The sequence below is a fragment of the Streptomyces sp. NRRL F-5755 genome, from assembly GCF_001279365.1.
Lineage (GTDB): Bacteria > Actinomycetota > Actinomycetes > Streptomycetales > Streptomycetaceae > Streptomyces > Streptomyces rimosus.
This window is the reverse complement of the sequence record NZ_LGCW01000280.1, coordinates 1-14072: the sequence shown is the minus strand read 5'-3', so window position 1 is coordinate 14072 and position 14072 is coordinate 1. Positions and strand designations below refer to the sequence as shown.

Genomic DNA, 14072 nt, shown 5'->3' with positions numbered 1-14072 from the left:
GCACCGGCCGTGGCCAGCGCCTCGATCAGCGTGCCGGTGTCCGCGCCCTCGGGCAGCCCGCTGACCTGCCCGTCGCCCACCTCGATCACCCGCCACACGCCGTCCGTGCGCAGCGCCAGGTCCGTGGTGACGAACCGGCAGCCCAGCTTGCGCAGCGCTGCCCGTACGACGGGGGCGACGGCCGAAAGATCCGGCACCGGATACTGCCCCGGCGTATCCGGATGCGCGCCGACGAGCACCGGCTCGCCGTCCACCCACCACACGCGCGCCTCGCCCGCCGTCCCGTACGGCTCGAAGGCGCGCAGCACCACGCCGCCGGTCAGGAACTCCTCCTGCAAGTCCACGAACCGGCCGACCACCGAAGCCAGGCGCGCGGTGTCGGACGTGTCCGGGACGTACGCGGCCTCGTCCCACTCGTGCTTGCGGGACTTCACCCAGTCCTTGACCACGGCGGGCCCGCCGCCCAGCGGCGCGGCCAGCCGGGCCAGCTCCGCCTCGCCGGGCGGCTGTCCCGGCGCGCACGGCAGCCAGCGGCTGTACGGGGTGAGGCCGGCGAACGTCTCGTACCAGCCGGGGAGTTCGTGGGCGGCGCGGTAACTCTCGGGCTTGGTCAGCAGCAGGCAGCCGCGCTCGCCGAGGGCCGCGGCGAGCGCGGCGTACCGCTCGGCCGGAAGCATCCAGCCGCGGTACCACGCCGCCCCGGCCCCGCCGGGCACCCGCGCCACCGCCCGTGCCGCGTCCCCGGCGACCAGCGCCTCGTGGTCGATCACCGCGCCGCGCACGCCGATGGCCCGTACCGCGGCGGCGTCCCGGGCGAACTCCGGATCCGTGCGGCCGGGGCGCAGCGGATCGCCGGGGAAGAGGAACACGCGGTCCGCCGGTCTCAGATACGCGACAGTTCGGCCAGCAGGTCGTCCAGACCCAGCGAGCCCTGCGACAGTGCGGCCATGTGCCACGCCTTGAGGTCGAAGTCCGCGCCGTGCCGCTGCCGGGCCGCCTCCCGGCCCTGGAGCCAGGTGCGCTCGCCGAGCTTGTAGCCGATGGCCTGGCCCGGCATGCCCTGATAGCGGATGATCTCGCTCTCGACGAAGTCCGCGGAGCGGCTGGAGTGCCGGCCGAAGAACTCCTGCGCCAGCTCGGGCGTCCACCGCTCGCCGGGGTGGAACGGCGAGTCGTCCGGAATGGTCAGCTCCAGGTGCATACCGATGTCGATGACGACGCGGACCGCGCGCATCATCTGCGCGTCCAGATACCCGAGCCGGCGCTCGGGACTGGTCAGGAAGCCCAGCTCGTCCATCAGCCGCTCCGCGTACAGCGCCCAGCCCTCGGCGTTGGCGCTGACCATGCCCACCGCCGTCTGGTAGCGCGAGAGGTCCTCGGCCACGTGCGCCCACTGCGCCAGCTGGAGGTGGTGGCCCGGCACGCCCTCGTGGTACCAGGTCGAGACCAGGTCGTACGCCGGGAAGCGGGTCTGGCCCATGGTCGGCAGCCATGTACGGCCGGGGCGGGAGAAGTCCAGCGAGGGGCTGGTGTAGTACGGCGCGGCGGCGCCGCCGGGCGGGGCGATCCGCGACTCCACGCGCTTGACCCGCTCCGCCAGCTCGAAGTGGGTGCCGTCCAGCGCCTCGATGGCCTGGTCCATCAGCGCCTGGAGCCACTGGCGGGTCTCCTCGACGCCCACCACGGCCTCGCCGTGCTCGTCCAGCCAGGACAGCGCCTCCCACGGGGTCCTCGCCCCGGGCAGCACCTTCTCGGCCTCCTGGACCATCTCGGCGTGCAGGCGGTGGAACTCCGACCAGCCATAGGCGTACGCCTCGTCCAGGTCCAGGTCGGTGCCGTTGAAGTAGCGGGCGAGGCGGGCGTAGCGCTCGCGGCCCACCACGTCGGGCGCGCCCTCGATCGCGGGCGCGTACCGGCCGCGGAACCAGTCGCGCAGCTCCACGAGGGCGCCGGTCGCCAGCGCGGCGGCGGCGTTCAGCTCCGCGCGCAGCGCGTCGGGGCCGGGCTCGGTCAGCTCGGCGAACCAGCTGCGGTCCGTACCGATCCAGGTGTCCAACTGGCCGATGACCGTGGCGACCTGGCGCGGCCCGGCGGGCAGGTCCCGCTTCAGGCCCGCCTCCAGCGAGGCGCGGTAGCCCTCCAGCGCGGCGGGCACGGCGCGCAGCCGCTGGGCGAGCGCCGCCCAGTCGTCGTCCGTGTCGACCGGCGTGATCGTCATGACCTCGCGCACCGCGTGCAGCGGCGAGTGGAGGTTGCTGACCGTGCGCAGCCCCTCGCCCGCCTCGTGCACGGCCAGCTCGGCGGTCAGCCGCTCGCGCAGCAGCCGGGCGCAGCGCCGCTCGCTCTCGCTGTCCGCGCCCGGCCGCCGCTCGGCCTCGGCGAGCCGGTTCAGCGTTGTACGGGCGAGCTGCGCCACCGCTTCTTGGCCGGTGGGCGAGAAGTCGGGCAGCCGGCTCGAACTCTCCGGGACGCCGAGGAAGGTACCGGTGATGGGGTCCAGCTCGACCAGGGCGTCGACATAGGCGTCGGCGACCTGGCGGGGGAGGGGAGCGTTGTCGGAAGCAGTGGTGTGGGACATGCGCCCCATCCTCGTACGGAAGGCCCCGGTACGTCATCAGCAGCGCGCCGTACGTCCGCCTCCGGAGCGCCCCGTCCGCGCAGGGCGAACGGGGGAACGCGCCGGGTCCGCCGGAGCGGAAGGCCGCCTTCATTGGTCCGGACCGGACTATTGCTCCCGCCCGAGCGGACGCTCCAAGCTCACAGAATGGACCTGGAATTGCGGCATTTAAAGACGATCCGGACAATAGCCGACGCGGGCAGCCTCACCAAGGCCGCCGCACAGCTCGGCCTGGCCCAGCCCGCCCTGAGCGCCCAGCTGAAACGGATCGAGCGCACCCTCGGCGGCAAGCTCTTCGAACGCGGGCGCTTCGGGGTACGGCCCACGGCGCTCGGCGCATTCGTGCTGGAGCGGGCGCGCGTGGTGCTGCCCGCGATCAGCGAGCTCCAGCAGGAGGCCGTACGGTTCGGCAGCGCGGGCAGCAGGATGACCGGCTTCCGGCTCGGCGGTACCCACGGCCCGCTGCTGGGCGGCCTGGTGGACCGGCTCGCGACCGCGCACCCGGGCGTGCCGGTGACCACCTTCACCACCTGGTCCGAGCGCGAGATCGCCGCCTCCGTCGCCGCCGGACGCCTGGACTTCGCGCTGATCGGCGCCTGCGGGGAGGCGCCGGCGCCCGAGCCGGAGCGGCTCAGCTGGCGGGAGATCGCGGTGGACCCGGTCTTCGTCATGCTCGCCGACCGCCACCCGCTGGCCGGACGGCACGAGATCGGCCTCGCGGAACTGGCCACCGAGGCATGGGCGGACGTGCCGGGCGACGGCTGTTTCGCGGACTGCTTCACCCTCGCCTGCGCCCGCGCCGGCTTCACCCCGGCCCGGGTGTACGAGACGGACACCGCGTCCTGCATCCACCTCGTGCAGGTCGGCCGCGCCGCGGGCCTGTGCCGGGCGACCCTGCCGCCCACCCCCGGGATGGTCACCAGACCCCTGGCCGGTACGCCGCTGTCCTGGCGCCACCTGATCGGCTGGCACCCGGCGACCCCCGCCGCGAACTCCGCCCCCGAGGTCGTCGCCCAGGCCCGCGCTGCGCACGCCGACGCCGCCGCGCGCAGCGAGAGTTATACGCGGTGGCTCGCCGACCACCGGACGGCGGCGGATGCCGGACCGGTGCCGGACGGCGCCCGTCCGCAAACGTCCGGCCATGAAGAGGCCGATCCGGGGCCACCGGAATCCACCGGCTACCCAGGTCCTCCGGGCGGTATCCATAACGTTCCGCAGAAGGACAACTGACATCTTCTGCGGGCCGCCGCACGGCTCCTACGGTTTCCGCACCTCCCCCCCCGAGACCGAGGAGACCTCCCTCATGCGCCACAGACACGCCCGAGCGGGCGCGTGTGCCGTCATCACCGCCGTCGGCGCACTTGTCCTGACCGCGCTGCCCGGTTCCGCGGCGGCCCAGATACGGGCGGACTCGACGACTCCCCAGACCCCCCACCGGTCGGCCGCCGAGGCCCTGTCCGTCGGTGCCACCTCCGACGCCGTGTACCGGGCGATGCAGCGCGACCTCGGCCTGAACCGGGCGCAGGCCGAACGGCGGCTCGCCAACGAGGCGGAAGCCGGTGCCGTGGCCGGGCATCTGAAGAACGCGCTGGGCGCGTCCTTCGCCGGCGCCTGGGTCCGCGGCACCGAATCCGGCACGCTGACCGTGGCCACCACCGACACCGCGCGCCTCGCGGCCGTCCGCGCGGCCGGTGCCCGCGCCGTCCACGCCACCCACTCGCTCGCCCAACTCGACGCGGCGAAGGCCAAGCTGGACCGCGCGGCACAGCACCGCACGGCTCCCGAGGCGTCCTCATGGGCCGTGGATGTCCGGACGAACACGGTGCAGCTGCGGGCCGCCGACCCCGCGGCGGCCCGGACGTTCGTCGCCGCCAGCGGCGCCGACCGCTCCCTGGTCAGCGTGGGCGCTACCGCCGAACGCCCGCGCCCCCTCTACGACATCCGCGGCGGCGACGCGTACTACATGGGCGGCGGCCGCTGCTCCGTGGGCTTCGCCATCACCCGCGGCAGCCAGCAGGGCTTCGCCACCGCGGGCCACTGCGGACGCGCCGGAACCTCCACCACCGGCTACAACCAGGTGGCCCAGGGCAGCTTCCAGGCGTCCACCTTCCCGGGCCGGGACACCGCCTGGGTCGCCGCCAACAGCAACTGGACCTCCACGCCGTACGTGAAGGGCCAGGGCGGCCAGAACGTACGGGTCGCCGGCTCCACCCAGGCGGCGGTCGGCGCCTCCATCTGCCGCTCCGGCTCCACCACCGGCTGGCACTGCGGCACCATCCAGCAGCACAACACCAGCGTCACCTACCCGCAGGGCACCGTCAGCGGTGTGACCCGGACCTCGGTGTGCGCCGAGCCGGGCGACTCCGGCGGCTCCTTCATCTCCGGCAGCCAGGCCCAGGGCGTCACCTCCGGCGGCTCCGGCAACTGCCGCTCCGGCGGCACGACCTTCTACCAGCCCATCAACCCGCTGCTCCAGGGCTACGGCCTCACCCTGAAGACCGGCACTAGCGGCTCCGAGGACCCCGGCCCCAGCGAGCCGGGCGGGACCACCTGGGCCGCCGGCACCGTCTACGAGGCGGGCGCCCAGGTGACGTACGACGGGATCACCTACCGCTGCCTGCAGAGCCACCAGGCCCAGCCCGGCTGGGAACCGGCGAACACACCGTCCCTCTGGGAGCAGGTCTGAGAACCACGGCGACCGACGGTGGCTGAAGCCACCGCAGGCCACTGAGGTACGGCACCGATCCGCACCGGTCCCCGTACCGCCCGGGGCCGGCTGGTACGAGCGCTCGCGTACCGGCCGGCCCCACTCCTGTGTCCGCCGTGTCCGCCTTGTTCGCGTGCGGTCACCCCGTCACTGCGTCCGCGGGCCGGCGTCCGGCGCGGTCCGGGCCGCCGCCGGCCGCACGGGCACCCCGGCCGGCCGGGCGGTGATCACCAGCGTGCCCTCCTCGATCTGGTAGTCCAGCGGCAGGCCCAGGCCGCGCATGGTGGCCACCATGCCGGTGTTGGACGCCTGGGTGATCGCGTACACGCTCGTGCAGCCCGCCTCCGCGGCCATCTGGACCAGCCGGCGCAGCAGTTCGGCGCCGATGCCGCGCCGCTGCCAGGCGTCCTCCACCAGCAGCGCCACTTCGGTCTCCTCGCCGTCCCACAGCAGATGGCCGAGCGCCACCAGCCGCCCGGACGCCGTCTCGACCGCGAGCGTACGGCCGAAGCGGGGGCTGAGCAGGTGGTTCAGATAGCGCTCGGCGTCGGCGACCGAGCCCTGGTAGCGCATCGCCAGTGTCCGGGACGAGCAGCGGCCGTGCAGCGCGCGGGCCGCCGCCAGGTCCGAGGTGTCCGCGCGGCGCACCGTGATGGGGTTGCCCTCGGGCAGCGTGAGCACGTCACGGCGCGGCGGCACCCGCTGGCCGAGCCGGGCGTCCAGCTCGACGAGCGCCCGTACCCGCGCGAACTCGGTGGGCGTGAAGGGAAGGTGCGGGCGTTCGATGGTGACGGAGCCCCCGGACGGATCACGGAACGTCATGGTGTGCTCTTCGAGAATGCCCTCCTCCGGCACCCGTTCGGCGTCCCGCTGTCCGTTCCGGGCCCGCGCGGGCACCGAATGGATGGTGCAGCGCCCCAGCAACTGACGTAGCGCGAGCGGAAGTTCGGCGGAATCCAGCGCCGTACGGGTGGCCAGCCCGAGCATCCGGGTGGGGGCGTCCACCAGATCGTGCGCGTCCGCCCGCTCCAGCCAGGTGTGCGCGCCACCCGCCCCGGCGACCGTCCGCGTCAGATCGGCGGGCAGCAGCGCGGCGGGGGCGCGCAGCAGGAACTCGTCCACCGTCCCGTCCGACAGCGGGTGGGTCTGCAGGCTCAGGATGTCCACCCGGTGCCCGGCCAGCGCCGTGCACAGCGCGGCCAGGCTGCCCGGCTCGTCCCGTACGGTCGTACGCATCCGCCACAGCGCCGTCTCCTGCCGCTCCTCCTGCGGAGCGCCGGGGGACTTCGGCGCTGCGGCGCCGGTATCGGTCGGCGGCGGCGCGTTCTCGTGGCGGCGTGCCCACCAGGTGTGGAACGCGGCCGTGGCGACCAGTACGACCGCCGAGCAGCACAGCAGCACCGGCCCGGACGGGCCGTGCGCGATGGTGTTGGCCACGGCGTCCGCCACCGCCACGGCGGTGAACAGGGCCGCCAGCTCGACCAGCTCCCGCCGCCAGTGGTGGCGGCGGGAACTTTTGGCAGATGTCGCGTCAGTCATACGGCCAGCCTCACCGACCGGTGTTGCGTGATCGCGAACGCTCTGTGACCGATGGGTAAAGGAGACATTCGAGGCACAAAGCGATTGGGTGTGTCTGTTCAACCGTGCGGTGCAGTCCTAGACAGCTCCACCGCACCGGAGGTCTTCGCCATGATCAAGTCCCGCCATCGTTAACAACGCTCGTGATCAATACACCTAGCTGCCCGGCTGCCCCACCCGCCCGGGCTGCAGCACCTTGCGGAACAGTACCTGCCCGTCGTCCTGCCGCAGCCGTACGGTCAGCTCGCCGCTGTCGCCGTCGATGTCGACCTCGCCGAAGAACTGCGGGTTCTCGGCGGGGGAGACGTTCGCCCGCTGCGGCGCCTTGACGAAGGGCTGGGCGGGCCCGAACGTACCGTCCAGCGGCACGGCCGGGAAGCCGCCCGCGTTCAGCGGCCCCGACACGAACTCCCAGAACGGCGCGAAGTCCTTGAACGCCGCGCGCGACGGGTCGTAGTGCTGCGCCGAGGTGTAGTGCACGTCCGTGGTCAGCCACACCGTGCCGGTGACGCGCCGGTGCTTGATGAACCGCAGCAGCTCCGCGATCTGGAGCTCCCGGCCCAGCGGCGCGCCCGGATCGCCCTGCGCGACCGCCTCGAAGTCCGTCTTGCCGTCCGCGACCACCAGGCCCAGCGGCAGATCGGCGGCGATCACCTTCCACACCGCGCGGGACCGCGCCAGCGACCGCTTCAGCCAGGCCAGCTGCTCGGCACCGAGGATGCCCTGCCGGTCGGCGGGCTGCCGGTTGGGGGAATTGGCGTTGCGGTACGTGCGCATGTCCAGCACGAACACGTCCAGCAGCGGCCCGTGGCGCAGCACCCGGTAGACCCGGCCGCCCCGGTCCGAGCGGAGCGTACGGATGGGGAAGTACTCCCGGAACGCGCGCAGCGAACGCGCCGCGAGCACGTCCACGTCCTTCTCCGTGTACCGGGCGTCGTCGAGGATCTGGCCCGGGTACCAGTTGTTGCGCACCTCGTGGTCGTCCCACTGGATGACGGTGGGCACCTGCGCGTTGAAGCGGCGGAGGTTGGCGTCCAGCAGGTTGTAGCGGAACGCGCCGCGGTACTCCGCCAGTGTTTCGGCGACCTTCGACTTCTCCTCGGTGGTCACATTGCGCCAGATCCGGCCGTCGGGCAGTCGCACACTGGCCTCGATCGGATTGTCCGCGTAAATGTTGTCGCCGCTGCACAGGAAGAAGTCCGGGTCCCGGCGGCGCATCTCCTCATAGATCCGGTAGCCGCCGAGATCCGGGTTGATGCCCCAGCCCTGCCCGGCGAGATCGCCCGACCAGGTGAAGCGCACCCCGTCCCGGCGCCGGTCCGAGGCGGTACGGAAGGTGCCGGTGACCGGCTCGCCCGTACGCCGGTAGTCGTGCGGGTCGGCGAGCACCACCCGGTAGTGGATCTGCTCGCCGGACGGCAGGCCGTGCAGCGCGGTGGTGCCGGTGAAGTCCGTACCGGGGCCGAGCAGCGGGCCGTGCCAGGTGCGGGCATTGCGGAACGACTCGGTCGCCGCGGTCTGCACGATCATCCGCGCCGGCCGGTCGGACCGCACCCACACCAGCCCGGACGAGGCCGTCACGTCCCCGGCCTGCACGCCCCACGGGGCACCCGGCCGCCCGGCCCGCGCCAGTGCCGGCGCGCCCGCGACCCGGGACGCGGCCCTGGCTTCCGTTGCGCCGGCGACGCCGGGGAGGGCGAGCGCCGCGGTACCGGCCGCCGCCCCGTGCAGCAGTGACCGCCGGTCGACGGCTCTGCCGGGTCCCTGCGCCATGTGAAACCTCCCGTGTGACGACCGATCTTGGTGACCTCCCGTTCGTACCGGGGTCCGGTGCCACGCGGCCGAACGGGTGGTGAACTCCAGGGGGCGGGCCCGGACCGGGCGGGTCCGTCCGGCCGGTTATCAGCGCGCCGTGTCGAGGATGACCCGGGCGACCAGCGCCGGGTCGTCGTTCATCGGCACATGGCCGCAGCCCGGCAGCCGTACGAGCCGGGCGCCCGGTATCGCGTACTTCGCCCGTACCCCTTGCCGCCGCGGCAGCAGCCGGTCGCGGCTGCCCCAGGCGAGGGTCACCGGGACATCCGGTACATCATCGGTGAACAGTACGGTGCGCCCAGCCGCCAGAGTCGGTACGAAACCGGTCGCGTTGCGCAACGCACCGGTCTCGGCGACCACCGCCGACGGCGAACGGCGGCCCGGATGCGCGTAGATGGTGCTCGTCAGCGAGGCCCGCCCGACCGCCGAACGGGCCAGCAGCCCGACCGCCGGCCGCGGCAGCACCTTCGCACCGGCCCGCATGCCGCGCAGCACCCCGAAGGCGTACCGCCGTTCGGCCTGCGTCCAGAACCCGGCGGGGGACAGCGCGGTCACCGATCGTACGCGCCGGGCCCGGCCCAACTGCAGGGCCGGCAGGCCGCCGAGCGAATTCCCGGCGATGTGCGGCCGGTCGAGGCCGAGCGTGCCGAACGCGGCGGTCAGCAGCGGGACGACCGAGTCGAGGTCGTAGGCCACGCCGGGCGGCAGCGCGGGCGAGGCGCCGAAGCCGGGCAGGTCCAGCGCGACGACCTCGTGGGAGGCGGCGAGGATGCCGGAGACCGGCTCCCACGCCTGGAGGTGGTGCCCGATGCCGTGCAGCAGGACGAGCGGAGGGCCCGATCCCTTGCGCTGGTAGGCGACGGTGAAGGGCGGGCGGTCCGGCGGGGTGACGCGGGCGAAGGAGACCGGGGCCGGGGTACCGGCCGGGACGGTGCTTCGGCGCCGTGGCGATCGTACGGCTCCGCGCGCCGCGCGCTCTGTGCCGCACACCACGTCCGAACGCGTCTGTTTCCGACCGTTTCCGCTGGACAACGACCGGTCGGCCCGCTGGGATGAAGGCGTGCAGACCGACCCCGCAACCGATGTCTTCCAGGAACACCGCCCGGTCCTGATGGGCGTGGCCTACCGCATGCTCGGCCGGGTGGCCGACGCCGAGGACGTGGTCCAGGAGGCGTGGCTGCGCTGGTCGTCCGCCGACCGGGAGCAGGTACGCGAACCGCGCGCCTATCTGGTGCGCGTCACGACCCGGCTGGCCATCGACCGCCTGCGGCAGGTACAGGCGCGCCGCGAGGCATACGTGGGCCCCTGGCTGCCCGAGCCACTGGCCACCGACTTCGTGACGGCCGCCCCCGACTCCGCCGACCGCGCGGTCCTCGCCGAGTCCGTCACTCTCGCCGTCCTGGTGGTCCTGGAATCGCTCTCGCCCCTGGAGCGCGCGGTGTTCGTCCTGCGCGAGGCGTTCGGCTACCCGTACGCGGAGATCGCCACCGTACTGGAGCGCGGCGAGGCGGCGGTGCGCCAACTCGCCGGCCGCGCACGGCGCCACGTCGAGGAACGCCGCCCGCGCTTCGAGGTCGACCCGGCCCAGCAGCGCGACCTGACCGAACGCTTCCTCGCGGCGGCCGCGGGCGACGACCTGGACGGGCTGCTGCGCCTGCTGGCCGAGGACGTACGGCTGGTCGGCGACAGCGGCGGCAAGGCCAAGGCGCCGCTGCGGGTCATCGAGACCGCCGACAAGGTCGGCCGCTTCCTGCTCGGCGTGGCCCGGGGCGGCATCCCGGCGGCGGAGTTCGTCTTCACGGAGCTCAACGGCGGCAGCGCGCTGCTCGTGCTCTCCGAGGGCAAGCCCGACTCGGTCTTCCAGCTCGACGTCGTGGACGGCCGGATCCAGACCGTTTACATCATTCGCAATCCGGACAAGCTGGGGGCGCTGGACGCCGCGGGCTGAGTGGCTGAGGAGGTGCGGCAAGAGCCGCGGTCAGGCGTCGTCCGACGCCGTCCGCGGCTCTTCCCGTACCTGCCCCGGCACGGTCCGGGGCCGCGCCGCGCGTCCCGTACTCCGTACCGACCCCGGCCGCCGGGCGCCGGCCGACGACGGATAGGCGCATTGGTCTTGACCAAGGGTGGGGGCGGCCATATCGTCACAGGGATACTGCAACAACCTTTAATAAAGAAGCGCTCATATCCGAAGAGCGCGTGCGGGGCCAGGGACAGGCCCGCGGCCGACGGGGACCAGCCCCGTCGGGAAGACGGCCACGGCGGAGGACAGGGTGGGGACCACGCAGCTCGAAACGGCTCCGGAGCCGAAGTACTGGCACCTCAAGACCGTGCTCAGCGAGGCGCTCGACTCGGAGTTCGCGGTCGGCGAGATCCTGCCCAACGAGCGGGAGCTGGCGGCGCGGTTCGGCGTCGCCCGGGCCACGCTGCGGCAGGCGCTCGAACAGCTCGAACTGGAAGGCCGTCTGCAGCGCCGCCGCGGTGTGGGCACCACCGTCGCGCCCCCGCGCGTGGGCGTGGCCGTCGACCCGGCGCGCCACACCTGGCCGGGCGCCCCCGGTGACGACTGGCAGCCCGTCGACGCCGTCGAGTCGTCGGAGGTGCCGGCGGCCGTGGCACGCCTGCTGGAGCTGACGTCCGGCGAGCGGGTGCACATCGTGCACCGCAGCCGCGTCACACACGGCCAGCCGGTCGCCGCCGAGCAGCTGTACGTACCCGTCCGTACGGTGCCGGACGCCGCCGTCACCGGCACGGACGCTCCGGCCCGCGCCCGCGCCGTGCTCCGCGCGCTCCAGCAGCGCGAACTGGAAGGCCAGGACCGGGCGGTGGAACTGGGCTCGGCCCGCGCCGACGACGCCAGGGAACTGGACCGCCTGCCCGGCGCCCCCGTCCTCGTCGTCACCACCCGCTACTTCACCGACGGCCGCACCGCCGCCGTAGCCCTGTCCACCTACCGCGCCGACACCTGCCGCCTCACCTTCGGCGACAACGAGAGCGAGGCGGGGGTGCCGGTTCTGGCCGGCTAGCGGCCGTCGCTCGGATGCCGTCAGCTGCTACGGCGCCATCGTCCGCCTGCTGTCCCCGGACGAACAGGCCGCGTCACGCGTTTCCGTGTGACAGCTACCGCCCCGCCTTTGCGCGAGAATGACCGCATGCTGAAGGTCGGGTCGGTGGTGCTGGGCGCCTCGGATGTGCGGCGGGCCGCCGCTTTCTGGATGGACGCGCTGGGGTACGTCCCGCGCGAGGACATCGAGGACGACTGGGTGGTGCTGGTGCCCGCGGACGGGCCCGGTGTACAGATCGCCGTCGGACTGAGCGGGACGCCGGTCCAGGAGCACCCGCGTGTCCACCTGGACCTGTACGCAGGAGACGCGGCCGACCAGGCCGCCGAGGTCGAGCGGCTGGTCTCCCTGGGCGCCCGGCGGGTCGACTGGGACCTTTATCCGGACGACCCCGACTTCGTTGTGCTCGCCGACACCGAGGGCAACCGGTTCTGCGTCATCGACACGTCGCGCGGCTGAGGGCGGGCCTGCTCCCGCCACCGGCCGGGGCCGTGCGTGGCTCAGCCGGCGTGGCGGCGAGCGCGGGCAGTATGCCGCCGAAGGTCAGGTCGATGGTGAGCAGGCCGCCGTGCAGGAGGACCAGCGGCTGCCCCGTGCCGTGGATTTCGTAATACAGGTTCAGCCCGTTGACTTGCGCGTACCCGGCGGACGACGGGTACGTGGCGGATTCCTGTCCCTCGCTCATGCCCTAGCCTCCATGGCTCGCAGCGCACCTGACGACCGGCCCCTAGCCCTGCTCGGCCCGATCCCGGGGCGACTGCTCAGCACACTAGCCGGGGGGTGTGACAACGCCCTTGCATCGCGCCGCGCGCAGGCGGGGCAGGCCGGTGGGCAGCCGCTGCGGGCCCCGTCTCAGCGCCGGGCCGTGACCGTGCCCTCCACTGCGAACAGTTCGCCCTCGACGTGGTCCAGCGCCAGGCGTAGCGCTCCTGTGGCTACTGCTGCTTCGCCGAGTACGGATGGGGCCATTTGGGGCGACTGCTCAGCACATCAGCCGGAGGTGTGGCAACGCCTTCGCATCGCGCCGTGCACGGGCGGGGCAGACTGGTGGGCAGCTGCTGTGGGCCTCGTCTCAGCGCCGGGCCGTGACCGTGCCCTCTACTGCGAAGAGTTCGCCCTCGACGTGGTCCAGCGCCAGGCGCAGTGCTCCTGTGGCTACTGCTGCTTCGCCGAGTACGGACAGGGCCACCTGGGGCGGGCGCAGGCAGTAGCGGGACAGTTCGGCGCGCAGGGGCTCCAGTACGTCGTCCAGACCGGCGGCCCAGCCGCCGACCACGACCAGTTCCGGGTCGAGGGCGAGCACCAGTGCCGCGACATCGTGGACGAGCCGCCGGATGAAACGGTCCATCGCGTCCCGGGCCCGCGCGTCGCCCTCGCGCGCGAGGGCGAACACCCGGGCCACCTGCGCCTCGTCCAGGGGATGCAGCGGCTGCCCGGTCGTGGACAGCAGCTTCTCCGGCGTGGCCTCGCGCCCCAGCAGGTGCAGCGCGCCGATCTCCCCGGCCGCGCCGCCGAAGCCGCGGTGCAGCCGTCCTCCGATCAGGGCACCGGCCCCGGGGCTGAGGCCCGCGAGCACGAACACGATGTCGTCGGAGCCGGCGGCTGCGCCCTTCCAGTGTTCGGCCACGGCGGCGGTGTTCGCGTCGTTCTCCACCAGGACGGGGCACCGGAACGAGCGGCGCAGCCGGTCGCCGAGCGGCAGCCCGGTCCAGCCCGGCAGGGCCGTACCCAGCCGTACGGTGCCGTCCGCCTCCACGATGCCGGGGCTGCCCACCCCGACCGCGCGCAGCGAACTGCGGGCCACGCCCGCCCGCCGCAGCAGCTCGGCCACCGCGATCCTTACCTTCTCCAGCCGTTCGTCCGCGGGCGCGGTCTCCTCGACCGCGCGCTGCGCGGAGCCGAGGACCCGCCCGCCGAGGTCGGACAGCAGCGCGGCCACCCGGTGCGGGCCGATCTCGATGCCCAGGAGGTGCCCGGCCTCGGTACGGAAGCGGAAGCGGCGGGCCGGGCGGCCCTGGCGGCGGGCGGCGCCCTCGTCGGCGGGCGCCTCGGCCACCAGACCGGTCTCGATCAGGCCCTCGACGACCCCCTCGACGGTGGGCCGGGACAGCCCGGTCACCTCCACGAGGTGGGTGAGCGTCGGGGAGTCGGCGGCGCGCAGCGCATGCAGCACCACCGCGGAGTTGATCCGTCGCAGCAGGGAGGGGTCCCCGCCGGTTAGCCGCCCCAACGTCCGTCTCCCTCGCATTGCGTGTGTGGCGGATCGTAGCCGGTCAGCCGGTGTGCGGCGAGTCCC

General features: G+C 73.6%; 11 protein-coding genes and 1 pseudogene. 5 read left to right on the top strand and 7 right to left on the bottom strand.

What is annotated here, in order from left to right; all coding sequences use genetic code 11:
• Positions 1-5: 5 nt before the first annotated feature.
• Both ADK86_RS44830 and ADK86_RS27550 read right to left on the bottom strand, forming a co-directional pair.
• Positions 6-887: pseudogene (locus tag ADK86_RS44830) on the bottom strand (ATP-grasp domain-containing protein); the annotation flags it as partial.
• The gene (locus tag ADK86_RS27550) at positions 884-2578 is read right to left on the bottom strand and encodes a DUF885 domain-containing protein (RefSeq protein WP_053699046.1); all 1695 of its coding nucleotides are present in this window, start codon (positions 2576-2578) and stop codon (positions 884-886) included. The pseudogene ADK86_RS44830 and the gene ADK86_RS27550, both read right to left, overlap by 4 nt.
• A gap of 186 nt (positions 2579-2764) precedes the next feature.
• On the opposite strand from ADK86_RS27550, the gene ADK86_RS27545 reads away from it, so the two are divergent.
• Positions 2765-3847: a LysR family transcriptional regulator gene (locus ADK86_RS27545; RefSeq protein WP_053699045.1), complete on the top strand. Its 1083-nt coding sequence runs from the start codon at positions 2765-2767 to the stop codon at positions 3845-3847.
• A 73-nt stretch (positions 3848-3920) separates the two neighbouring features.
• Entirely contained in the window at positions 3921-5303 is a 1383-nt protein-coding gene (locus tag ADK86_RS27540; protein WP_053699044.1) for a carbohydrate-binding protein, read from the top strand.
• Between the two features lie 168 nt (positions 5304-5471).
• Here ADK86_RS27540 and ADK86_RS27535 read toward each other — a convergent pair whose 3' ends face one another.
• The 3 genes from ADK86_RS27535 to ADK86_RS27525 form a co-directional block, all read right to left on the bottom strand.
• The gene (locus ADK86_RS27535) at positions 5472-6863 is read right to left on the bottom strand and encodes a GNAT family N-acetyltransferase (RefSeq protein ID WP_053699043.1); all 1392 of its coding nucleotides are present in this window, start codon (positions 6861-6863) and stop codon (positions 5472-5474) included.
• Positions 6864-7058: 195 nt separating this feature from the next.
• Complete coding sequence (locus ADK86_RS27530; protein WP_053699042.1) at positions 7059-8675, bottom strand: alkaline phosphatase D family protein; 1617 nt, start codon at positions 8673-8675, stop codon at positions 7059-7061.
• A 129-nt stretch (positions 8676-8804) separates the two neighbouring features.
• On the bottom strand, positions 8805-9710 hold the full coding sequence (locus tag ADK86_RS27525) for an alpha/beta fold hydrolase (RefSeq protein ID WP_234346062.1): 906 nt from the start codon (positions 9708-9710) through the stop codon (positions 8805-8807).
• A 67-nt stretch (positions 9711-9777) separates the two neighbouring features.
• Between ADK86_RS27525 and ADK86_RS27520 the strand changes: the two genes are divergently transcribed.
• The 3 genes from ADK86_RS27520 (at position 9778) to ADK86_RS27510 (ending at position 12235) form a co-directional block, all read left to right on the top strand.
• The gene (locus ADK86_RS27520; RefSeq protein ID WP_053699041.1) at positions 9778-10665 is read left to right on the top strand and encodes an RNA polymerase sigma-70 factor; all 888 of its coding nucleotides are present in this window, start codon (positions 9778-9780) and stop codon (positions 10663-10665) included.
• A gap of 322 nt (positions 10666-10987) precedes the next feature.
• Entirely contained in the window at positions 10988-11740 is a 753-nt protein-coding gene (locus ADK86_RS27515; RefSeq protein WP_030590221.1) for a GntR family transcriptional regulator, read from the top strand.
• A 126-nt stretch (positions 11741-11866) separates the two neighbouring features.
• The gene (locus ADK86_RS27510; protein WP_053699040.1) at positions 11867-12235 is read left to right on the top strand and encodes a VOC family protein; all 369 of its coding nucleotides are present in this window, start codon (positions 11867-11869) and stop codon (positions 12233-12235) included.
• On the opposite strand, the gene ADK86_RS27505 is transcribed toward ADK86_RS27510, so the two are convergent.
• Together ADK86_RS27505 and ADK86_RS27500 are read right to left on the bottom strand one after the other, a co-directional pair.
• The gene (locus ADK86_RS27505; RefSeq protein ID WP_053699039.1) at positions 12213-12461 is read right to left on the bottom strand and encodes an alpha/beta fold hydrolase; all 249 of its coding nucleotides are present in this window, start codon (positions 12459-12461) and stop codon (positions 12213-12215) included. The two genes, ADK86_RS27510 and ADK86_RS27505, sit on opposite strands and share 23 nt — an antisense overlap.
• Before the next feature lie 387 nt (positions 12462-12848).
• A complete protein-coding gene (locus tag ADK86_RS27500; protein ID WP_053699038.1) occupies positions 12849-14006 on the bottom strand; it encodes an ROK family transcriptional regulator in 1158 nt (385 codons plus the stop codon).
• Positions 14007-14072 lie beyond the last annotated feature (66 nt).

Excerpts from the sequence above, each read along its gene's own strand:
- ADK86_RS27550 (WP_053699046.1), bottom strand. The coding sequence starts at position 2,578 with ATGTCCCACACCACTGCTTCCGACAACGCTCCCCTCCCCCGCCAGGTC.
- ADK86_RS27545 (WP_053699045.1), top strand. The coding sequence starts at position 2,765 with ATGGACCTGGAATTGCGGCATTTAAAGACGATCCGGACAATAGCCGAC.
- ADK86_RS27540 (WP_053699044.1), top strand. The coding sequence starts at position 3,921 with ATGCGCCACAGACACGCCCGAGCGGGCGCGTGTGCCGTCATCACCGCC.
- ADK86_RS27535 (WP_053699043.1), bottom strand. The coding sequence starts at position 6,863 with ATGACTGACGCGACATCTGCCAAAAGTTCCCGCCGCCACCACTGGCGG.
- ADK86_RS27530 (WP_053699042.1), bottom strand. The coding sequence starts at position 8,675 with ATGGCGCAGGGACCCGGCAGAGCCGTCGACCGGCGGTCACTGCTGCAC.
- ADK86_RS27510 (WP_053699040.1), top strand. The coding sequence starts at position 11,867 with ATGCTGAAGGTCGGGTCGGTGGTGCTGGGCGCCTCGGATGTGCGGCGG.
- ADK86_RS27505 (WP_053699039.1), bottom strand. The coding sequence starts at position 12,461 with ATGAGCGAGGGACAGGAATCCGCCACGTACCCGTCGTCCGCCGGGTAC.